The organism is Amycolatopsis heterodermiae, from assembly GCF_034929455.1.
GTDB classification, from domain to species: domain Bacteria; phylum Actinomycetota; class Actinomycetes; order Mycobacteriales; family Pseudonocardiaceae; genus Amycolatopsis; species Amycolatopsis heterodermiae.
Genome location: NZ_JAYFSI010000006.1, coordinates 448,798 through 467,638, shown reverse-complemented (window position 1 = coordinate 467,638; position 18,841 = coordinate 448,798). Strand labels below are relative to the sequence as shown.

Below are 18,841 nucleotides of genomic sequence, written 5' to 3'. Positions count from 1 at the left end.
TCAAGCGGGATAGGGCAGGAAGAACCGGCGGAACACGCGTCTCAACGCCATCAGCGTCGCCTGCAGGCCGATGCTGAACCCGCGGGCCGGCGCCGCGCCGGTGACCTCCTCGCCGCGTTCGGCGCGGTCGATGCCGTTCTGCAGGTTGGCCGCGAAGTCACGCATCAGGACCGAGGTGACGTCGGCGATCATGCCGCGCCCGTACTGCGCCGCCGCGCCGGAGACCTGCAGGTCCTGGGTGACGTGCACCCGCGTGACGCCGCCGGCCGACGTCAGGGTCGCGGTGACGGTCATGCTCGCCTGGCCGCGGCCCTTCTCGTCGGCACCCGCCGCGTCGACGACGATCCGCTTCGCGGCATCGTCACGGGAAGCGATCTTCGCCGTACCACCGAACTTCAGCGAAACCGGTCCCATGTGGACGCTCACGCGGCCCTCGTACGCCTCTTCGCCCAGGTCCTCGGTCAGCTCGGCGCCGGGCAGGCACGCGGCCACCTTCGGGACGTCGTCGAAGAACCGCCAGACCTTCTCGATCGGCTGCCCGACCGCGAATTCGTTCTCGATCAGCATCGGCTCTCCTTCTTCGCGTACGCGGCCGGGTCGCGCTCGAACGCGCCACGGCACCCGGAGCAGCAGAAGTGGTACGCGACGCCCTCGTACTCGACCGGATCACGCGGCGAAACGGTCATCCCGCACACCGGGTCCACGGCCTCCTCGACGACGACGGGCACCGGGCGCCGCACCGCGCGCAGCCGGACCAGCTCGGCGAGCACCGCGACGGCGATCTCCCGGTGCGCGACCGCGCCGAGGTCGACGCCGGCGGGCACCTGGACGCGGGCGAGCCGGTCGGGCGCCACCCCGCGGTCGGCGAGGTACCCGAGCACGGCCTCACCCCGCCGGCGCGAGCCCACCAGCCCGACGTACGCCGGATCCCGCGCCAGCGCCCGTTCGAGGGCTTCTTCGTCGTTGTGGCCCTGGGTCGCGATGACCACATAGGACTGCCCGGTCACCGCCGCGAGGTCTTCGCTCAGCTCCGCCCGCCAGTCCAGCGCCGCGGCCAGCGCGACCAGCGTGTGCGCCAGCGGCGACCGCCCGGCCACCACCAGGTGCGGGGCCGGGACCACCGGTTCGACGTAGATTTCGAGGGCGCCTTCGCTCTGGCACGCGATCGGCACGACGGTCATCCCGTCGGGCACCGTCCCGAACCGCTCCGGGGTCCCGAGCAGCAGCAGCCGGGGCGTGCCCTCGGCCAGCGCCTGCCGGGCTTCGCGCAGCACCACGGGTTCCGCGCAGGCGCCGCCGATCCAGCCGTGCAGCTCGCCGTCCTCGGTGACGATCGCGCGGCAGCTCTCCTTGCCCGACGACGGCCCTTCGCGCCACACCACGGTCGCGAGCGCGAACGCCTCACCGCGGCGGGCCCGGTCGCCCGCCTCGGCCAGGACGTCCCAGCCGCCCATCAGTCGTCCGTCCGGACCGGCGGCACGCCCGAGACGTCCTGCCCGGTCCGCAGCGCCTGCCACACGCGGTCCGGCAGCAGGGGCATGTCGATGTTGCGGACGCCGGTGCCGTCGAGCGCGTCCATCACGGCGTTGACGAACGCCGCCGGCCCGCCGACCGCCGCGCACTCGCCGATGCCCTTGGCGCCGATCGGGTGGTGCGGAGACGGCGTGACGACCTCGCTGTGCAGCTCGAACCCCGGCGTCTCCCAGGCGGTGGGCAGCAGGTAGTCCATGTAGTTCGAGCCGACGCAGTTGCCTTCCTCGTCGAAGGTGATGAACTGCATGTTCGACATCGCGTAGGCCTCGGTGAGGCCGCCCATGATCTGCCCCTCGACGATCATCGGGTTGATGCGGACCCCGCAGTCGTCGACGGCGACGAGGTTCAGCACGTCCCACACGCCGCTCTCCGGATCCACCTCGACGGTCGCGATGTAGACGGCGAACGGCCAGGTCAGGTTCGGCGGGTCGTAGTAGGCGTGGTTCTCCAGCCCGGGTTCCATCCCGTCCGGCATGTTCGAGTACGCGGCCATCGCGCACTCCTGGATGGTGACGCCGCGGTCGGGCACGCCGCGGACGTAGAACCGGCCCAGCTCCCACTCGACGTCCTCTTCGGACACTTCGAGCAGGTGCGCCGCGAGTTTCCGGGCCTTGGCGCGGATCTTGCGCGACACCATCGAGATCGCCGCGCCGCCGACCGGCGTGCTGCGGGAGGCGTAGGTCCCCATCCCGAACGGCGCGGTGTCGGTGTCCCCCTCCTCGACGGTGACGTCCTCGGCCGGGATGCCCAGCTCGTGGCTGACGATCTGCGCCCACGTCGTCTCGTGGCCCTGCCCCTGGCTCTTCGTCCCGACGCGCAGCAGCGCCTTGCCGGTGAGGTGCACCCGCAGCTCGGCGGAGTCGAACATCTTGATGCCGAGGATGTCGTATTCGCGGCTGTTTCCGGCACCCAGCGGCTCGGTCATCGTCGAGATGCCGATGCCCAGCAGGCGTCCGCGTTTGCGCGCTTCTTCCTTCTGTTTCAGGAAGTTCTCGTACCCGATCGCCTCCAGGCCGACGTCGAGGCACTTCTCCGGCTGGCCGGAGTCGACGAGGAACCCGAACGGCGTCCGGTACGGGAACTGGTCCGCGCGCACGAAGTTGCGGCGCCGGAACTCCGCCGGGTCGATGCCCAGGTCCTTCGCGGCCTGGTGCACCATGCGTTCCTGGAAGAACATCGCCTCGGTGACGCGGAACGAGCAGCGGTAGGCGACCCCGCCCGGCGCCTTGTTCGTGTAGACGCCGCGCGCGGTGAGGTGCGCGGCCGGGATGTCGTAACAGGCGAACGCCGAGTGCAGCAGGCCGATCTTGAACTTGCTCGGCTGGGCGTCGGCGAAGAACGCGCCGTGGTCGGCGTCGGCGTGGATGCGGACGCCGAGGATCTTCCCGTCCTCGCGCAGGGCCAGCTCGCTGTCGAGGTACATGTCGCGGGCGAACCCGGTGGAGATGAGGTTGCCGGTCTTGTCCTCGATCCACTTGACCGGGCGTTCCAGCAGGATCGAGCACAGGATCGAGCAGACGTACCCCGGGTACACCGGCACCTTGTTGCCGAAGCCGCCGCCGATGTCGGGCGAGACGATCCGGATCATGTGCTCGGGCAGCTCGGCGATCATCGCGACGGCGGCGCGGACGATGTGCGGCGCCTGCGTGGTCATGTAGACGGTCAGCTTCTGCGTCGCGCGGTCGTAGTCGGCGACCGACGCGCAGCACTCGATCGGCGACGGGTGCGAGCGCGGGTAATGCAGGCGCAGCTTGGAGATCCGGTCGGCGTTCGCGAACGCCCGGTCAGTACCCGCTTTGTCGCCGACCTCCCAGTGGTAGACGACGTTGCCGTCCTGGCCGGCCTTGTCGTCGCGGATCACCGGGGCGTCCTCGGCGAGCGCCTGCTCCGGGTTGACGACCACCGGCAGTGGCTCGTATTCGACGTCGATCGCGTCGCAGGCGTCCTTGGCGATGTACGGGTCGTCGGCGACGACGCAGGCGACCTCCTGGCCCTGGAACCGGACCTTGTCGGTGGCCAGCACGGCCTGCGTGTCGTACGACAGCGTCGGCATCCACGCCAGGTTGCGCGTCGCCGCCATCTCCCCGGTCAGGACCAGGCGGACACCGGGGATCTCCCACGCCTTGCTCGCGTCGATCGACTTGATCCGCGCGTGCGCCATCGGGCTGCGCAGGATCTCCATGTGCAGCATGCCCGGCAGCACGATGTCGTCGGTGTAGCGGCCCTGGCCGCGGATGAACCGGCTGTCCTCGACGCGCTTGCGGCTGGCGCCGATGCCGCCGATCCCGACCTCGTCGAGTGCCTTGGTCACTGGTCCTCCCGTTCCGACCGCAGTTTCGCGGCGGCCCAGAGCACCGACTTGACGATGTTCTGGTAGCCGGTGCAGCGGCAGAGGTTGCCCGACAGCGCCCACCGGACGTCCTCTTCGGACGGATCGGGATCGCGGTCCAGCAACGCTTTCGAGGCGAGCATCATGCCGGGCGTGCAGAACCCGCACTGCAGGCCGTGCTCCTCGCGGAAGCCCTCCTGCACCGGGTGCAGCTCGCTGGCCGTGGCCAGGCCTTCGACGGTGGTCACCTCGTGGCCGTCGGCCTGGACGGCGAGCATCGTGCAGGACTTCACCGGCGTGCCGTCGAGCAGGACCGTGCAGGCGCCGCAGTTGGTCGTGTCGCAGCCCATGTGCGTGCCGGTGAGCCGCAGCCCCTGCCGCAGCAGGTGCGACAGCAGCAGCCGGGGCTCGCACTCGACGACCCTGCGGGCGCCGTTCACCGTCACGGTGATCCGGCGTTCGGGGACGCCGGCGGCCGGTTCGTCGCGGACTTCGTGCACGATCGTCATCGGGTCGTCCCTTCCAGGGCGCGCACCACGAAGGTGTGCACCATGTGCCGCTTGTACTGCGCACTACCGCGGTGGTCGGACTTGGGCCGCGCGTCGCGGGCCGCGAGCGTCGCCGCCTCTTCGATCGCCTCGGCGTCGAGCGACCGGCCGAGGAGCGCTTCGGCCGCGTCGGCGCAGGCGATGGTGGCGCCGCCGACGCCGGTGAGCGCGATCCCGGCCCGGGTGACCCGGCCGTCCGCGGCGGTGTCGACGGCGACCGCGACGCCGACCGTCGCGAAGTCGCCGACCCGGCGCTCCAGCTTGAGGTAGCCACCCGACGGCGTCCCCCGCGGCGCGGGGATCACGGCTTCGACGGCGATCTCGTCCGGGGCGAGGGCGTTCTGGAACGGGCCGAGCACGAAGTCCCGTGCCGGGATGCGGCGCCGTCCGGCCGGCCCGGCCGCGACGATCGAGCCGTCCAGGGCCAGCACCACCGACGCCCAGTCGCCCTGCGGATCGGCGTGGCACAACGACCCGACGAGCGTGCCGCGGTTGCGGACGATCGGGTCGGCGATGAGCGGCGCGGCCGCGGCCATGGTCGGCTGCTTCTCGCGCAGCAGGTCCGACCGTTCGAGCGTCACGTGCCGGCAGAGCGCGCCGACGTGCAGGTTCCCGTCGGCGTCGACCTCGTGGTGGCCGAGCCCGGGGACGTTGTTGATGTCGACGAGGAGCGCGGGCGCGGCGAAGCGGAGCTTCATCAGCGGGACGAGGCTCTGCCCGCCTGCCAAGACCTTCGCCTCGTCACCGTGTTCGCGCAGCAAGGCGAGCGCTTCGTCGAGTTCTCGTGGGGCTTCGTAGGAGAACCGGGTCGGGTACATCGGCGTCAGTCCTCGTCCGGGACGGCGACCGGCAGGGTGTCCTCCTCGGGATCCGGCCGCGGCCGCTGGTGCGGCGGCCACGGCCCGGCCACCGGCTGCCCGGCCACCTTGAGGAAGCCGATCAGCTGGGGCCACGCCCAGACGGTCGGGCCCGGTCCCTCCTTCGGCGCGTTCTCGACGAGTTCGTACAGCCGCGGGTTGCCGCGGCTGTGCCCGTCGGACTCGATCCGCATGACGCGTACCCGCTTCCGCCGTCGATCAGGTGATCGGATGGTCCACCCGGAGTACACCCAGGGCAACGAGGGAATAACCCTTCGCTTAACCGTCGAGGCAGGCCCGGTGTCCCACACGCGGGTGATCTTCACCGCCGCGTGGGTTATCAAGGCGCCGACCGGGTAACCCGCCGCTCGGAGGCCGGAACGCGGCCCGAAAACGCGAGGGGATGTGGTCCCGGTGTCCGAAGTGTCCCGGCTTCCGGTGGTCGTCAGCGAGAACTGGGATTGGCAGATGCGCGGCGCGTGCCGGGGGATGGACGCCGCCGTGTTCTTCCACAGCGACAACGAACGCGGGATGGCGCGCAAGCGGCGCGAGGAGCTCGCCAAGCAGATCTGCGCGAGCTGCCCGGTGCGCCTGCAGTGCCTCGACCACGCCGTCGCGGTCCGGGAGACGCACGGCATCTGGGGCGGGCTCGGCGAGGGTGAGCTGCGGCAGCTGATCGCCACCCAGGTTTAAGTCAGCTGCTGGAGGCCGACCACCGACAGCAGCCGCAGGGCGTCGTGGGCCGGGGTGCCGGCCTCGGCGGTGAAGAGCACCACGTGCTGGTCGCGTTCCGGCACCAGGAGGATGTCGCAGATCAGGGGGATCGGCCCGACCTGCGGGTGGTCGACGGTCTTGAGCAGGTGCCGCTCGTCGGAGACCTCGGGGCTCGGCCACAGCGCGGCGAACTCGGGGCTGTCGCGCAGCAGCTCGCGCACGAGCGCCTGGGTCGCGGGGTCGTCCGGGTAGCGCGCGGCCGCCGCGCGCAGGTGCCCGGCGGCGAAGACCCCGAAGTCACCGCCCCCGCTGATGCCGTAGTGCCGCCGGCTCGGGTCCGGGTGCAGGAAGTAGCGGCGGATCATGTTCCGCTCGCGGCGCGGCCGGGCCGAGAAGTCCTCCAGGAGCGCCGCGGCGAGCGGGTTCCAGGCCAGGACGTCGTACTTCGCGTCAAGCACGATCGCGGCGGTGTCCGGCAGCCGCTCGATCAAATCCATGATCCGGTCCGGGACGTCGGCCGAGGGCCCCGGCGGCTCCGCGAGCTGCCCGCCGAGCGTGTACAGGTGGTTCCGCTCGGCGTCGTTGAGCCGCAGCGCGCGGCCGAGCGCGGCCAGGACGTGCCGCGACGGATGCGGACCGCGGGCCTGCTCCAGGCGCGTGTAGTACTGCGTCGAGATGTGCGCCAGCTGGGCCACCTCCTCGCGGCGCAGGCCCGGCGTGCGCCGCGGCCCGGCCGCGGGCAGGCCCACCGTCGACGGGGTCAGCCGCTCCCGGTGCAGCCGCAGGAAGCGGCCGAGTGCGAGCTTGTCCATGCTTCGAGTGTCACCCCGGCGTCACGGTCCTGCCAGGTACAGCCAGGGCCTGCCAGCGCGCGCGACGGCGTCGCACGGTGGAGGCATGACCCAGAACGGAATGTTGTCCGGCAAGATCGCCCTCGTCACCGGAGCCAGCCGCGGTATCGGCGCGGCGGCGGCCCGCCTGTTCACGGCGGAGGGCGCGACGGTCGTCCTCGCCGCCCGCACCGAGAGCGCCCTGAAGACCATCGCTTCGGACCTGCCTGGTGCGTCTTACGTAGTCGCCGACCTCGGTGACGTCGCGAGCATCGAACGCGCGGTGGACACCGTGGTCGAGCGGCACGGGCGGCTCGACGTCGCGTTCAACAACGGCGCCGTCGGCGTCCCGCCGCACCCCATCGCCGACTTCCCCGAAGACGACTTCGACCTCGTCGTGAACGTCAACCTCAAGGGCGTGTTCTACGCCGTGTCGGCCGAGGTGAAGGCCATGCAGCGCACCGGCGGCGGGGCGATCGTCAACACCAGCAGCGTCGGCAGCCTGATCGGCAACCCGGCCCTGCCCGCGTACGGGGCCGCCAAGCGCGCGGTCAACAGCATCACGGAGTCGGCCGCCGTGACGTACGGCCCGGCCGGGATCCGGGTCAACGCGATCGCGCCGGGCCTGACCCTCACCGAGATGGTCGAGGAGTGGAACCACCACGACCCCGGCATCGTCGACCGGATCGTCGCGGGCACCCCGCTCGGGCGGGCCGCCGCGCCGGAGGAGATCGCGGAGTCGGCCGCGTGGCTGCTGAGCGACCGGGCGTCCTTCGTGACGGGCGTCGTGCTGCCGGTCACCGGAGGCACGGCGGTCTGACCGCCGTGTCAGCCCGGCGTCAGGTCCGTGTCAGCTCGGCCCGCGATGGTTCCTCCCATGACGAAGAACAGCGCAACCTGGTCCGGCATGGTGGAGATCGACGACACGGCCCTCGCGGTCACCGACACCGGCGGCACCGGCATCCCCGTGGTCTACCTCAACGGCCAGTTCGCCACCCAGGGCTACTGGCGCCGGGTCCTCGCCGAGCTCGGCGACGGCTTCCGGCACATCACCTTCGACGAGCGAGCGCGCGGCAAGTCGAAGCGCTCGGCCGACTACTCCTTCGAGGTCGCCGTCCGCGACGTCGACGCCGTGCTCGCCGCCCGGGGCGTGGACCGGGCCATCCTGGTCGGCTGGTCCTACGGCGCCCTGGTCGGCGCGCACTGGGCCGCCCGCAACCCGGAGCGCACGATCGGCGCGGTCCTGGTCGACGGCGCCTTCCCGTACGACTGGCTCGACGACGCGATGGAGCAGCGGATCCGCAAGATGTTCAAGCGGATGAGCTGGTTCCTGCCGCTGCTGCGCCCGACCGGCCTAGCCCCGCGGATGACGGCCGAGCAGCAGGCCGAGAGCAACATCGAGGTCGGCGTGCTCTCCCGCGAGCGCGCACTGGGCCCGGTGCTGGACACGATCACCGTCCCGACGCGGTTCGTGGTCGCGTCGGGCACGTCGCTGGGCAGCCGCGGCGACGAGCAGGAGCAGATCCGCGCGGGACTTGACGCGGCGGTTGCCCGCAACCCGCACATCGAGGTGAGCGCCAAGGTCACGAGCAACCACGGCGCGATCCTGCGCAAGGACTTCGCCGCGGTCGCCGGGGCGGTGCGTGAGGTCGCCGCGCGTGAGCCCGCGGACCGCTGAGGGACAACGGCGCCGGGCACCACGGCGAGAAGGCTGAAGCCTTACGGCACCAGGTAGCGGGTCAGCAGGCTGTCGCCGTCGGTGAGGACCGTGTCCAGGTTCAGCTTCAGGGGGTCGAACGCGCCGCCTACCGCCGCGCGGTCCGCGGTGCCCGCCACCAGGAACGGTGCCACCGTCAGGCGGAACTCGTCGACCAGGCCCGCCTCCGCCAGTGAGGCGAACAGGTGCGGGCCGCCCTCGCAGTCGATGCGGCGGAGGCCGCGTTCGGTCAGGGCGGCGACGGCGAGGTCCAGCGCCACGTGCTCCTCACCCGCGACGATCACCTCGGCGCCCGCCGCGATCCAGGCGTCGCGCTGGTTCTCCGGGGTCCGTTCGCTGGTGATGACGATCGTCGGGACCGCGGCGCCGGTGATCACCGGGGCGTCGGGCGGCAGGCTGCGGCCCGTGGTGACGACGGCGATCGGCGGGACCGGCTCGAGGCCGTGGCGCCGGCGGCGGTCGGCGGTCTCCTCGTCCGGGTGGACGCCGTCGAACTGCTCGATCACCGCGGTGCCGGCGCCGAGCAGCACGACGTCGGCGAGGTCGCTGCCCAGCTTGAAGACGACCCGGTCGGGCTCGGTCGACAGCGGGAGCGACCGGCCGGCGACGGTGATCGCGCCGTCCGTGCTCGACACGAAGTTGACGACCAGCCACTTCGCGACGTCGGGGAAGCGGTAGAGGGCTTCGAGGCCGTCCAGGCCGAGCTCGCGGACGCTCTCCGGCGGCCAGATCTGCTGGAGCTTCACAGCCACCGCACCGCGTTCTTCGGCGGCCGGGTGCCGACGATGCTCGCGACCATCTCGGCCACGTGCCGCGTCTCGCGGACCTGGTGCGCCCGGAACATCGCGGCGCCGTGCGCGGCGGCGAGCGCGGTGGCCGCCAGCGTCCCGGTGACCCGGTCGTCCATGCCGACGTCGAGGGTCTCCCCCACGACCCCCTTGTTGGACAACGCCATCAGCACCGGCCAGCCGGTGGCGACCAGCTTGTCGACGTTCCGCAGCACGGTCAGGGACTGGTGGGTGTTCTTCGAGAAGTCGATGCAGGGGTCGATCATGATGCCTTCGCGCGGGACACCGCGTTCGAGCGCGCGTTCGGCGAGCGCGGTCGTGTCGGCCACCACCGACGCGACGACGTCGTCGTACACCGGCTTGACCGGGTCCGTGCGGGGGTCGAGTCCGTCGACGTGGGCGCAGACGTACCCCGCGCCGTGCTCGGCCGCGACGTCCAGGATCTCCGGCTCGTAGGCGGCCCAGTTGTCGTTGATCAGGTCGGCGCCGGCCCGGCAGACCGCGTCGGCGACCTCGGCGCGGTAGGTGTCGACGCTGATCACCACGTCCGGGAAGTGCTCGCGAGCCCATTCGACGGTCGGCACGACCCGGGCGATCTCCTCCTTGACGGTGACCTCCGGGCCGGGGCTGGCCGGGACGCCGCCGATGTCGATCACCGCCGCGCCGTCCTCGAGCGCCCGGCCGATCGCCGCCTGCGCCCGCTCCTCCTCGAACGTCACCCCGTTGTCGTAGAACGAGTCCGGGGTCCGGTTGACGATCGCCATCACCAGCGCGTTGTCACTGGTGAGGCGCCGGCCCCGGAAGACGAGGTCGTGGATCGGCATGCGGTTCTCTCCCGTGCAGGACCGGACGTGGCAGCTCCCCGAGCATAGGCGATCATCGTTCTCGCGAGGTGCTCTCTCACGCTCGGCCGACGCTGGTGGAGAACTTCAGGGACCGGCCCGTCTCCGCGCGGAACGTCGCGGCGTGGTCGTTGCTGTAGGCCTCGCCGCCGCCCGGGTAGGGGCCGGAGTCGTTGTACTCCAGCCCGTAGCAGCCGGTGGTGGTCGCCGAGCGGACCAGCAGTCCGTAGCGCTTCCCGGCGGTCACCGCGATGCCGGGGTTCACCGTGACGTCCCGCGGCGACCAGCCGATCCGCGCGGCGGGCACGACCGTCGAGCTGAGGGCGGCGCCGGTCGGCTGGAACGTGGCGGTCGACTCGTAGACGCCGATTTCGAGGCCCGCGTCCGGGTTCCCGGCCTGGAAGCTGGTGTAGGAGACGGCGGACAGCGTCCCGCTCCGGCTCGGGACGAACGTCTGGAACCGGGCGACGCCGGACCCGACGTCGCAGTAGGTGCGGAACCCGCTCACCCCGTCGGCCTGGTCCACCCCGGGCGGCGGGACCTGCTGCCCGGCCGAGCCCGTGGCGAGAGTGAGCGAGAACGTGTTCCGGCAGGTCATCGGGGCGATCGCGCCGGTGGCCGTGAACTCGAGCGGTGCCCAGTAGTAGTTCGCGAGGGCTTCGTTGCGCTGCCCGTTGTTCCAGAGGTCGCTGGCGTAGACGTAGGCGGTGCCCGACGTCGTCGGGATGGCCGAGACGAACGCCGGCTGCCCGCCGCAGGAGTCCGCGCTGATCTTGGTCGGTGCCGACCACGGCCCCAGCGGGCTCGACGCCGTCCGGTAGGACGTGCCGGTGCCCGCGCAGTAGCCGCAGTTCGGGTCGGAGTAGGTCAGGTAGTAGACGCCGTTGCGCTTGAACAGGGCGGGCGCCTCGGTCTGGCTCTGGCCGAGCCGCGTGTACTGCCCGGTCCCGGTGAGGTACCCGGCGGCCAGCCGTTCGACGACGATGTCACCGTTGCTGCGCCAGTCGGTGTAGGCGAGGTACGCGGTGCCGTCGGTGTCGACGAAGACGTCGTGGTCGCCGTTGTTGACCCCGCCCGCCGGGGCGGTGTTGTTGACTGCGAGTGTCGGCACCGGCGCCTCGGTGAACGGGCCGGCCGGGTTCGCGCTGGTGAGCACCCGGAAGCCGACGCTGTTGTCGTAGACGTTGACCCAGAGCACGTACTTGCGGCTGGCCGCGTCGTACCCGACGTGCGGCCGGAAGCAGCCGTAGGTCGCGCCGTTGCAGCGGGACTGCCAGACGCTGCCGGTGGCGTCGAAGAGCTGTCCCCGGTCGGTCCAGTGCACCAGGTCCGGCGAGGTGTAGACCTTGAAGCCGCAGAACGGCGAGCTGGTCGCCTGCCAGGCGAACCCGCAGTCGTAACTGGTGCCGTAGAGGTAGTAGGTGCCGCCGAAGAGGGCGATCTCGCCGTCGTGCGCGTCGACGGCGTTGCCCCGGGTGTCGAAGCGGACGACCTGGTTGCCCTGCGCGTCGAAGTTGGTGACGGTCGTGGTGAACGACCGCGCTTCGGCGGGGGTGGCCAGGGTCAATGCCAGCAGAGCCGCCAGCACGAAGGTGAGCACGAACCGGATCCTGCGTGTTCCCGGGGAACCCCTCATCGCGCCGGCCTCCTCGCCGAGTATGAAACGTTTCAAGTTCCGTGCCCGACAACGTTAGCGCATAGATTGGCCCCATGACCGACTTCCGCGACTTCAACCTCAAGCTGATCGTCGTCGAGCAGCTGATGTACACGGAGAAGAAGCTGGCACCCGCGTTCCGCATCGCCGACGTCCTGGGTGTCACCGACCCGTGGGACCACACCTACCAGCGCGGGCTGGCGTACCAGGTGGTCCCGGAGGCCCGCGAGTACTTCGAGGCGCTGGAGATCGGCGCCGAGCTGCTCGCCTCGGTCGAGCAGCTGGTCATGGACGGCGGGCTGCAGGTGTACCAGGAGTGCTCGCCGATCTGGGACGGCGAAGACGACCTCTACGACGTCACCTCGCTCGACGACCTCGCCCTGCTGCCGAACCTCCGGCGTGTCGTCGGGTCGGAGTTCCTGGGGCCGGAGCTGCGCGACGTGCTGCGCGCCCGCGGCATCGAGGCCGGCTGACGGTCACGGCGGCCCGGGACCTCCCGCCGGTTTGCCCGCGAACACCCAGCGGTTGCTCGCCAGCGCGTCTTCGTTCTCCGGCACCAGGTGCACGCCGTGCTCGGCCGCGCAGGCGAACGGGGTGCGGACCGTCGTCGTCCAGCCGCGGGCCCGCAGCGCACCCGCCGAGTCCGGGCGCGGTCCGTCGTCGAACAGCGCGGTCAGGTCCACCCCGATCTGCTCCTTCGCGCTGCGGTAGATCGGGCTCGCCCGGTGTTCCACCGCGAGCTTCACCTCGTACGCCAGAACGCTTCCGGGTGTGGCCAGGCGATCGACGGCCGAGACGAGCCGGCGCTCGGTGTCGGCCCCCAGGTAGAGCAGCAGGCCCTCGGCGAGCCACGCCGTCGGGACAGCCGGGTCGAAACCCGCTCCGCACAACGGTTCCGCCCAGTCGTCGCGCAGGTCCACCGCGACGGTCGTGCGGGCCGCGGTGGCCGTCGCGCCGAGACCGTTCAGGACGTCCCGCTTGAACGCCAGCACGTCCGGCCGGTCGAGCTCGAACACGCGGCACCCGGGTGGCCACGCGAGCCGGAACGCCCGCGAGTCCAGCCCGGCACCCAGCAGGACCACTTGCGCGGCACCGGTACCGAGCAGGAAGTCGTCGAGTACCCGGGTGCGCAGGCCGAAGTACCGGCCGAGCCGGCCCCACAACGGGTTCGCCGCCCCGCCGGGGACGTCGTGCCAGTGCACCGGCCACTCCCCCGACACCCTTGCCGACCGGACGAAGTGGCGCGCGAACCCGTCCCGTGCCAGGGAATCCGGCCTCGTCGCCTCGATCGCCCGGGCCGCGGCGACCATCAGCGCGGTCCGGCCGACGCCGCCTTCGACGCCTCGGGTGGTGACCACTCGCCCTCCTCGCCGTCGCATCGCGTCCACGACCCGGGCCGGTCGTGCGTGACCGTCCGGGCGCCGTAGACGGTTTCCATGAACCGCAGGGTTTCCTCGTCGCTCCGGTGCAGCGCGGCCGTGCAGTCGGTCAGGACGGTGAGGTGGAATCCCTTCTGGAACGCCGTTCTCGCCGTCGAGTCGACGCAGACGTCGGCGTAGACCCCGGCGAGGACGAGGTGCCCGATCCGGCGGCGCCGCAGGTGCTGCCCGAAGCCGTGGGCGAAGAACGCGTCGAAACAGGCGTACTTGGTGAAGACGCGTTCGCCGGGCGCGGGCGCGACCCCGTGGAACTGCGCGCCCCACGACCCGGCCAGGCACTTCGGGGCCTTGCCCAGCACCCGGTCCCGGCGCCGCCAGCTCGGCCGCTGGTACTCGACGTCGCCGAGGAAGCGCACGAAGACGACCTCGGTGCCGGCCCGCCGCGCGAGCTCGACGGCCCGCCCGGCGTTCGCGGTGACGCGCTCCAGCGTCCCCGGCCGGCCGCGGAACCGGGCCGCGGCGAGCGGCCCGGCGCAGAAGTCGTTCTGCAGGTCCACCACGACCAGGGCCGTCCTCATGCGCCCGCCACCGAAACCCGGTCCGGGGCGGGGTCCAGCGCGTCCAGCACCTCGGCCACGACCTCGGTGGTCGAGTGGCGGCCCCCGGCGTCGGGAGTGCCGACGCCGCGGTCGCGCGCCTCGCGCAGGGCCTGCTCCATCGCGGTGATGGCGCCCGGGCAGCCCGCGTGCCGCTCCGCGATCGCCGCCGCGGCCCGCAGCGTCGCCGTCGGGTTGACCCGGCCGGTGCCCGCGAGGTCGTCGGCCGAGCCGTGCACGGTCTGGTACTCGACCAGGCCGTCGACGGCCGGATGGAGGTGGACGTTCTCGGTGTACCGGTTCTCCTGGCGCTCGCCGCCGAACGCGGCCAGCAGGACGACGTGCATGATGTCGGCCCATTCGTTACCGGCCACCAGCAGTGTGCGCGGCGCGAGGCCGTGCTCGACCAGGTTGCGGTTGACCGTGTCGGGCTGGCCGAGCTCGACGGCCACCCCGAGCCGCCCGGCGATCTCCGCCACCCAGGCGCCGAACGCGCCGTCGAGCAGGTGGAACTTGTACGCCAGGAAGATCCGGGCCGGCCCGTCGTCCGGCCACTCCGCCCACGCGCGGCGCACCGCGAACGTGAGCACCTTCTCGGTGATCTCCTTGCTGAACACCATCGTGCGGGTCACGGTGTCCGGCGTGTGCTGGTTCTCGCCGGTGTAGAACCCCTGGGCCTCGTCCCGGACCAGCAGCAGGGACGGCGTGACGGGGTCGACCTTCACCGCCTGCAGCCGTTCGCGGACCAGGTAGAGCGACTGCGCGTTGATCGCCGTGCGGAAGACCGCCGAGACGCCGGCGTTCGCCTGTTCACGGCAGAACCGCTCGTAGTGGTCCGCGTCCTCTTCGGTGAGGCGGCGGATCCGCTCGGTTCCGCCGGCGTCGTTCAACGAGGAATAGGAATGGTACGTCCGGGGCGAGCGCGTGATGCCGATTTCGGTCGAGCACAGCAGGCCGATCCGGGTCAGCACGGTTTCGAAGACGTCCGCGAGTTCTCCCCCGGTGCCCCGGCCGACCGCCAGCCCGACGACCGGCCGCGCGCGGTGCGCGCCCATTCAGCCGGCCACGTTCGCGACCAGGTGGTCGCCGGCGATGCCGACCTTGTCCGGGCGGTAGTAGTCCTTGATCGCCGCGGCCCAGACCGGCACCCGGACACGGTCGCCCGCCGACGGCGCGAGGGCGTCGAAGAGCGCGTCGATGTTGGGGCGGTCGAAGCCGATGGCCGTCATCAGGGCGGCGAACAGCGGCCGTTCGATCATCCCGTCGCCGTCCGGATCCCCCAGTGCCGTCAGGGTTTTCGCGAACTCCGTCACCGTGCCGTCGAACCGCTCCGGCGACAGCACGCAGGCCGCGTACTCCTCGTAGCTCACCCGGCCGTCGTGGTTCGCGTCGAGCTCCCGTTCCAGGGTTGTCCAGTATCGCTGGAAGGCCGCCTCCATCGCCCGCTTCGCGGCACCGCCGGAGCCCTCGGCCGCCCGCACCACGCGATCCGCCATCGCCGCAAAGTCCCGCTCTTCGAGATAACCGTTCCCGTCGACGTCGAACAGCGTGAAAACGAGCTTGATCCGGTCGGCCGCGGTGGCACCCATCGATTGTTCACCTTTCCGTCGGGCTTGGTCCCGAGCAGTTTGCGCCCGGCCGGACGCGACCCGGATCCGTTTCACCCCAAGGTGTGGAATCACCATTCCGGCACGTTTTCACCGGGGCGCACCAGCAGTTCGCCCCGGCCGGGGCACGCATCGGCACGCACCGTGATGCCCGTCAGCCGCGGACGGCCTCCAGCGCGGCGACCAGTGCGGCCAGGCCGAATTCGAACTCTTCGTCGTGGTCGCAGACCGCGAGGTCCGGCGCGGCCGCCGCCACGTGCGGCAGCCCCGAAGCCCGCAGCTCCACTTCCCGCTGTTGGGCGCCTTCGACGTCGGCGCCGCTGAAAGCCGGCCCCGCGGACACTTCCCGCATCAGGGAACCGACGAGGAAGGCGAGCGCCGTCCGCAGCGCGTGCACGGCGCGGCCGGGCGGGAACCCGGCCCGGTCGAGGACGGCCAGCACCGCCTCGGTCGGCCCGAGTGCCGCGGGCGCGCCGAGCTGGCGGGTGAGCACCAGCGTCGCGCAGCGCGGGTACTGCTGCGCGGCCGAGCGGAAAGCGCCCGCGACCGCCCGGACGTCGGCCTCGAGGTCGCCGCTGGGCGCGGGCAGGCGCAAGCCGGCCAGTACCGCTTCGGTGATGGCGTCGAGCAGCGCGTCCCGGCTCGCGACGTGGTTGTAGAGGCTCATCGCGTCTACCCCGAGGTGCTTGGCGACGCCGCGCATGGTCAGCCGTTCGACGCCCTCGGCTTCGGCGAGCGCCATCGCCGCGTCGACGATCCGCCGCCGCGACAACGGTTCCTGCCCGCGCCGCGGCCGTCCTCGCCGCGGCGGTCCGGTCCGGGTGTCCATCACGCACCTCCTGGACAAAACCTACAGCGTAGGTCTACGGTCAGCACATACCTACGGCGTAGGTTTTAACCGCGACACAGAGGACCCCGGATGACGACCGCCTACACCCTGCCGCCGGAAGACGTGCTGCACGCACGCGAAAAGCTCGTCCTCGACCACTTCCACGACGAGGTGCGGCAGGCCTGGGACGACGTACTCGAGACGTTCCCGCACCCGCACTACGAGCTGATCGCGTCGATGACGGTGCACGACGGCGACGGCGAGGTGCGCGGTTACTACCACGACACCCGCGTCGCCTTCCCGGACCAGGACCACGAGATCATCGCGCTGCGGCACACCGCCGACGCCGTGGTCGTGGAGTTCTGGCTGACCGGGACCCATCTCGGGCCGCTGGGCAAGATCCCCGCGACCGGCAGCAGGCACCGCACCCGGATGACCGCGTTCTTCGTGTTCGACGAGCACGAGAACCTGGTCACCGAGCGCGTCTACTTCGACCAGCTGACGGTGCTGAAACAGCTCGTGGGCGGGCTCGACAAGAAGAACCCGAAGGACCTGGTCACCCTGGCACGTGCGGTTTTCGGCGCCCTGGGCGAAGCCGGCGGCGAGCCGGACCCGCGGTTGCTCGGTTAATTGCGGCCGAGCGTCTTCCGCTTGACGAAACCGATGACACCGGTCGCCACGAACAGGACGATCCCGACGAACAACAGCCAGAACAGGCTCTTGATCGCCAGGCCGAGCACGATCAGCACCACCCACACGACGAGCAACCCGACGAGCAATCCCATGGTTCTCTCCCTTCGCCTGCCGGCGGATACCCCGCACCGGTAAGCGCAAACCGTCAGGACAGGTCGGAGAGGTCGAGCACGAACCGGTAGCGGACGTCGTTGCGGCCGAGCCGTTCGAGCGCCTCGTTGACCTGCTTCGAGGGCAGCAGCTCGATGTCGGCGGTGACGTCGTGCTCGGCGCAGAACGCCAGCATCTCCGCGGTCGCGGGACGCCCGCCGCTGCCCGCCGAACCGAGCCGCTTGCGGCCGGCCAGCAGGTCCATCATCGGGACGGTGACCGGGCCCAGGTACCCGACGACGCCGAGCGTGCCGTCCAGGGCGACGAGCTTCAGGTACGGCCCGAGGTCGTGGGGCACCGCGATCGTGTCGAGGACGACGTCGAACCGGTCCCGCGCCGCGGCCAGCTGCCGCTCGTCGGTCGAGACGATCAGGTCGTGGGCGCCGAGGCGGCGGGCGTCCTCCGCCTTGTCCGCCGAGCGGCTGAGGACGGTGGTTTCGGCCCCGAGCGCGACGGCGAGCTTGACCGCGAGGTGCCCCAGGCCGCCGAGCCCGGCCACCGCGACCCGGCTGTCCGGCCCGACTCCGAGCGCCCGCAGCGGTTCCCAGACGGTGATCCCCGCGCACAGCAGCGGTGCCGCGGCCGCCGGGTCGAGCCCCGCTGGCAGCGGGTAGGTGAACCCCTCGCGGACGACGTACTCGCGGGAGTAGCCGCCGAGGGTGGTGGAGCCGTCGTGGCGGTCGGTGCCGTCGTAGGTCAGGGTCGGGAACTCGTGGCAGAAGTTCTCCTGCCCCCGCTCGCACATCGGGCACTCGCCGCACGAGTCCACGATGTTGCCGACGGCGACCGCGTCCCCGGCGGCGAACCTCGTGACGCCGCTCCCCACTTCGGTCACCACGCCGGTGAACTCGTGGCCGGGCACCAGCGACGTGTCCCGGCCGTCGCGCCGCAGCGCGTGGAGGTCGCTGTGGCAGACCCCGCAGTAGTCCACGCGCACGGCGACGTCGTCCGGGCGGAGGTCACGGCGCTCGAGCGGTACCTGGTGCAGCTCGGCGCCGGCGGGGCCGGCCTGCCAGCCCACGGTTGTCCTCATGGTTCCTCCTCAAGCAAACAGACTGTTCGGTCTGTTTGACCGTAGCCGAGGATCCGCGATCCGGCAAACCGACTGGTCTGTTGTTATCGTGGAGGCCATGCCCCTGACCTCGCGCGGTGCCGCGACGAAACAGCGCATCGTGGACGTCGCGACCCAGGAATTCGCCCAGTACGGGCTGGCCGGGGCGCGCGTCGAGCGGATCGTGGCCGCGGCCCGCACGAACAAGGCGCAGCTCTACGCCTACTTCGGCAGCAAGGAAGAGCTGTTCGACGCGATCTTCATGGATTCGATGGACTCGATCCGCAACGTCGTCCCGATCGACGCCGGCGACCTCGCGGACTGGGCCGTCCGCCTGTACGACGAGTACCTCCGCCGCCCCGACCTGATCCGGCTGGCCACCTGGGTCCGCCTGGAACGCCGCCCGGCCGGGCACCTCGTCGAGCAGGCCGACCGCCTCGACGCCGAGAAGCTGGGCGCGATCGCCGACGCGCAGGCCGCGGGGCTCGTCCGGGCCGGGGACCCGTTCGACCTGATGGCGATGGTGATCGCGATGTCCATGGCCTGGTCGCCGGTCAGCAACGTCTACGCCGCCAACGCCGAGGAGCCACCGGAGCTGCACGAGCAACGCCGGACGCTCCTGAGGGAGAGCGTCCGGCGCGCGGTCGCACCCGACGGTCAGTAGCGGAACGACCGGGTGCCGGTCAGGGACGAGGCACGGGCAACCCGACCGTCGCGCACGGAC

23 protein-coding genes are annotated in these 18,841 nt (G+C 71.5%); 6 read left to right on the top strand and 17 right to left on the bottom strand.

The window, feature by feature from the left end; all coding sequences use genetic code 11:
- The 6 genes from VA596_RS27160 to VA596_RS27135 are packed head-to-tail and all read right to left on the bottom strand — an operon-like array spanning position 1 to position 5,461.
- On the bottom strand, positions 1–567 hold the full coding sequence (locus VA596_RS27160) for an SRPBCC family protein (protein ID WP_323330988.1): 567 nt from the start codon (positions 565–567) through the stop codon (positions 1–3).
- Positions 561–1,454: an XdhC family protein gene (locus VA596_RS27155; protein WP_323330987.1), complete on the bottom strand. Its 894-nt coding sequence runs from the start codon at positions 1,452–1,454 to the stop codon at positions 561–563. The genes VA596_RS27160 and VA596_RS27155 overlap by 7 nt, the downstream gene beginning before the upstream one ends.
- Entirely contained in the window at positions 1,454–3,844 is a 2,391-nt protein-coding gene (locus tag VA596_RS27150) for an aerobic carbon-monoxide dehydrogenase large subunit (RefSeq protein ID WP_323330986.1), read from the bottom strand. The genes VA596_RS27155 and VA596_RS27150 overlap by 1 nt, the downstream gene beginning before the upstream one ends.
- Positions 3,841–4,371, bottom strand: coding sequence for a (2Fe-2S)-binding protein (locus VA596_RS27145; protein ID WP_323330985.1), 531 nt, complete (start codon positions 4,369–4,371; stop codon positions 3,841–3,843). Before VA596_RS27145 ends, VA596_RS27150 begins: the two co-directional genes overlap by 4 nt.
- On the bottom strand, positions 4,368–5,228 hold the full coding sequence (locus tag VA596_RS27140) for an FAD binding domain-containing protein (protein WP_323330984.1): 861 nt from the start codon (positions 5,226–5,228) through the stop codon (positions 4,368–4,370). The genes VA596_RS27145 and VA596_RS27140 overlap by 4 nt, the downstream gene beginning before the upstream one ends.
- A gap of 5 nt (positions 5,229–5,233) precedes the next feature.
- Positions 5,234–5,461, bottom strand: a complete 228-nt coding sequence (locus VA596_RS27135) for a hypothetical protein (RefSeq protein ID WP_323330983.1) — start codon at positions 5,459–5,461, stop codon at positions 5,234–5,236.
- Positions 5,462–5,681: 220 nt separating this feature from the next.
- On the opposite strand from VA596_RS27135, the gene VA596_RS27130 reads away from it, so the two are divergent.
- Positions 5,682–5,960, top strand: coding sequence for a WhiB family transcriptional regulator (locus VA596_RS27130; protein WP_323330982.1), 279 nt, complete (start codon positions 5,682–5,684; stop codon positions 5,958–5,960).
- Here the strand turns inward: VA596_RS27130 and VA596_RS27125 are convergent.
- On the bottom strand, positions 5,957–6,793 hold the full coding sequence (locus VA596_RS27125) for a helix-turn-helix transcriptional regulator (protein ID WP_323330981.1): 837 nt from the start codon (positions 6,791–6,793) through the stop codon (positions 5,957–5,959). The genes VA596_RS27130 and VA596_RS27125 overlap by 4 nt on opposite strands.
- A gap of 85 nt (positions 6,794–6,878) precedes the next feature.
- On the opposite strand from VA596_RS27125, the gene VA596_RS27120 reads away from it, so the two are divergent.
- A complete protein-coding gene (locus tag VA596_RS27120) occupies positions 6,879–7,631 on the top strand; it encodes an SDR family NAD(P)-dependent oxidoreductase (protein WP_323330980.1) in 753 nt (250 codons plus the stop codon).
- Positions 7,632–7,688: 57 nt separating this feature from the next.
- A complete protein-coding gene (locus VA596_RS27115; RefSeq protein WP_323330979.1) occupies positions 7,689–8,489 on the top strand; it encodes an alpha/beta fold hydrolase in 801 nt (266 codons plus the stop codon).
- A 41-nt stretch (positions 8,490–8,530) separates the two neighbouring features.
- Here the strand turns inward: VA596_RS27115 and VA596_RS27110 are convergent, their stop codons facing one another.
- From VA596_RS27110 to VA596_RS27100, 3 genes are all read right to left on the bottom strand, one after another.
- Complete coding sequence (locus VA596_RS27110; protein ID WP_323331127.1) at positions 8,531–9,274, bottom strand: pyrimidine reductase family protein; 744 nt, start codon at positions 9,272–9,274, stop codon at positions 8,531–8,533.
- Positions 9,271–10,140: a dihydropteroate synthase gene (gene folP, locus VA596_RS27105; protein WP_323330978.1), complete on the bottom strand. Its 870-nt coding sequence runs from the start codon at positions 10,138–10,140 to the stop codon at positions 9,271–9,273. Before folP ends, VA596_RS27110 begins: the two co-directional genes overlap by 4 nt.
- Before the next feature lie 76 nt (positions 10,141–10,216).
- The gene (locus tag VA596_RS27100) at positions 10,217–11,758 is read right to left on the bottom strand and encodes a family 43 glycosylhydrolase (protein ID WP_323330977.1); all 1,542 of its coding nucleotides are present in this window, start codon (positions 11,756–11,758) and stop codon (positions 10,217–10,219) included.
- A 110-nt stretch (positions 11,759–11,868) separates the two neighbouring features.
- On the opposite strand from VA596_RS27100, the gene VA596_RS27095 reads away from it, so the two are divergent.
- On the top strand, positions 11,869–12,285 hold the full coding sequence (locus VA596_RS27095; protein ID WP_323330976.1) for a DUF6892 domain-containing protein: 417 nt from the start codon (positions 11,869–11,871) through the stop codon (positions 12,283–12,285).
- A 3-nt stretch (positions 12,286–12,288) separates the two neighbouring features.
- Here the strand turns inward: VA596_RS27095 and VA596_RS27090 are convergent, their stop codons facing one another.
- The 5 genes from VA596_RS27090 to VA596_RS27070 form a co-directional block, all read right to left on the bottom strand.
- The gene (locus VA596_RS27090; RefSeq protein ID WP_323330975.1) at positions 12,289–13,170 is read right to left on the bottom strand and encodes an SAM-dependent methyltransferase; all 882 of its coding nucleotides are present in this window, start codon (positions 13,168–13,170) and stop codon (positions 12,289–12,291) included.
- Positions 13,122–13,769, bottom strand: coding sequence for a cysteine hydrolase family protein (locus VA596_RS27085; RefSeq protein ID WP_323330974.1), 648 nt, complete (start codon positions 13,767–13,769; stop codon positions 13,122–13,124). Before VA596_RS27085 ends, VA596_RS27090 begins: the two co-directional genes overlap by 49 nt.
- On the bottom strand, positions 13,766–14,842 hold the full coding sequence (locus VA596_RS27080) for an isocitrate/isopropylmalate family dehydrogenase (protein ID WP_323330973.1): 1,077 nt from the start codon (positions 14,840–14,842) through the stop codon (positions 13,766–13,768). Before VA596_RS27080 ends, VA596_RS27085 begins: the two co-directional genes overlap by 4 nt.
- Positions 14,843–15,376 (bottom strand): EF-hand domain-containing protein, encoded by a 534-nt coding sequence (locus VA596_RS27075; RefSeq protein WP_323330972.1) that lies wholly within the window; start codon positions 15,374–15,376, stop codon positions 14,843–14,845.
- Between the two features lie 172 nt (positions 15,377–15,548).
- Positions 15,549–16,223: a TetR/AcrR family transcriptional regulator C-terminal domain-containing protein gene (locus VA596_RS27070; RefSeq protein ID WP_323330971.1), complete on the bottom strand. Its 675-nt coding sequence runs from the start codon at positions 16,221–16,223 to the stop codon at positions 15,549–15,551.
- Between the two features lie 90 nt (positions 16,224–16,313).
- Between VA596_RS27070 and VA596_RS27065 the strand changes: the two genes are divergently transcribed.
- Entirely contained in the window at positions 16,314–16,853 is a 540-nt protein-coding gene (locus VA596_RS27065) for an ester cyclase (protein WP_323330970.1), read from the top strand.
- On the opposite strand, the gene VA596_RS27060 is transcribed toward VA596_RS27065, so the two are convergent.
- Entirely contained in the window at positions 16,850–17,008 is a 159-nt protein-coding gene (locus tag VA596_RS27060) for a hypothetical protein (protein WP_323330969.1), read from the bottom strand. The two genes, VA596_RS27065 and VA596_RS27060, sit on opposite strands and share 4 nt — an antisense overlap.
- A 53-nt stretch (positions 17,009–17,061) precedes the next feature.
- Positions 17,062–18,099 (bottom strand): NAD(P)-dependent alcohol dehydrogenase, encoded by a 1,038-nt coding sequence (locus VA596_RS27055; RefSeq protein ID WP_323330968.1) that lies wholly within the window; start codon positions 18,097–18,099, stop codon positions 17,062–17,064.
- Positions 18,100–18,196: 97 nt separating this feature from the next.
- Here VA596_RS27055 and VA596_RS27050 point away from each other — a divergent pair, with 97 nt between their 5' ends.
- Positions 18,197–18,781 carry a TetR family transcriptional regulator gene (locus VA596_RS27050; RefSeq protein ID WP_323330967.1) on the top strand — a complete coding sequence of 195 codons (585 nt, stop codon included), beginning with the start codon at positions 18,197–18,199 and terminating at the stop codon, positions 18,779–18,781.
- Positions 18,782–18,841 lie beyond the last annotated feature (60 nt).

Bases quoted from the DNA above. Each gene is read 5' to 3' on its own strand.
- VA596_RS27160 (WP_323330988.1), bottom strand. From the start codon at position 567: ATGCTGATCGAGAACGAATTCGCGGTCGGGCAGCCGATCGAGAAGGTC.
- VA596_RS27155 (WP_323330987.1), bottom strand. From the start codon at position 1,454: ATGGGCGGCTGGGACGTCCTGGCCGAGGCGGGCGACCGGGCCCGCCGC.
- VA596_RS27145 (WP_323330985.1), bottom strand. From the start codon at position 4,371: ATGACGATCGTGCACGAAGTCCGCGACGAACCGGCCGCCGGCGTCCCC.
- VA596_RS27140 (WP_323330984.1), bottom strand. From the start codon at position 5,228: ATGTACCCGACCCGGTTCTCCTACGAAGCCCCACGAGAACTCGACGAA.
- VA596_RS27135 (WP_323330983.1), bottom strand. From the start codon at position 5,461: ATGCGGATCGAGTCCGACGGGCACAGCCGCGGCAACCCGCGGCTGTAC.
- VA596_RS27125 (WP_323330981.1), bottom strand. From the start codon at position 6,793: ATGGACAAGCTCGCACTCGGCCGCTTCCTGCGGCTGCACCGGGAGCGG.
- VA596_RS27120 (WP_323330980.1), top strand. From the start codon at position 6,879: ATGACCCAGAACGGAATGTTGTCCGGCAAGATCGCCCTCGTCACCGGA.
- VA596_RS27115 (WP_323330979.1), top strand. From the start codon at position 7,689: ATGACGAAGAACAGCGCAACCTGGTCCGGCATGGTGGAGATCGACGAC.
- folP (WP_323330978.1), bottom strand. From the start codon at position 10,140: ATGCCGATCCACGACCTCGTCTTCCGGGGCCGGCGCCTCACCAGTGAC.
- VA596_RS27095 (WP_323330976.1), top strand. From the start codon at position 11,869: ATGACCGACTTCCGCGACTTCAACCTCAAGCTGATCGTCGTCGAGCAG.
- VA596_RS27085 (WP_323330974.1), bottom strand. From the start codon at position 13,769: ATGAGGACGGCCCTGGTCGTGGTGGACCTGCAGAACGACTTCTGCGCC.
- VA596_RS27080 (WP_323330973.1), bottom strand. From the start codon at position 14,842: ATGGGCGCGCACCGCGCGCGGCCGGTCGTCGGGCTGGCGGTCGGCCGG.
- VA596_RS27075 (WP_323330972.1), bottom strand. From the start codon at position 15,376: ATGGGTGCCACCGCGGCCGACCGGATCAAGCTCGTTTTCACGCTGTTC.
- VA596_RS27070 (WP_323330971.1), bottom strand. From the start codon at position 16,223: ATGGACACCCGGACCGGACCGCCGCGGCGAGGACGGCCGCGGCGCGGG.
- VA596_RS27065 (WP_323330970.1), top strand. From the start codon at position 16,314: ATGACGACCGCCTACACCCTGCCGCCGGAAGACGTGCTGCACGCACGC.
- VA596_RS27060 (WP_323330969.1), bottom strand. From the start codon at position 17,008: ATGGGATTGCTCGTCGGGTTGCTCGTCGTGTGGGTGGTGCTGATCGTG.
- VA596_RS27055 (WP_323330968.1), bottom strand. From the start codon at position 18,099: ATGAGGACAACCGTGGGCTGGCAGGCCGGCCCCGCCGGCGCCGAGCTG.
- VA596_RS27050 (WP_323330967.1), top strand. From the start codon at position 18,197: ATGCCCCTGACCTCGCGCGGTGCCGCGACGAAACAGCGCATCGTGGAC.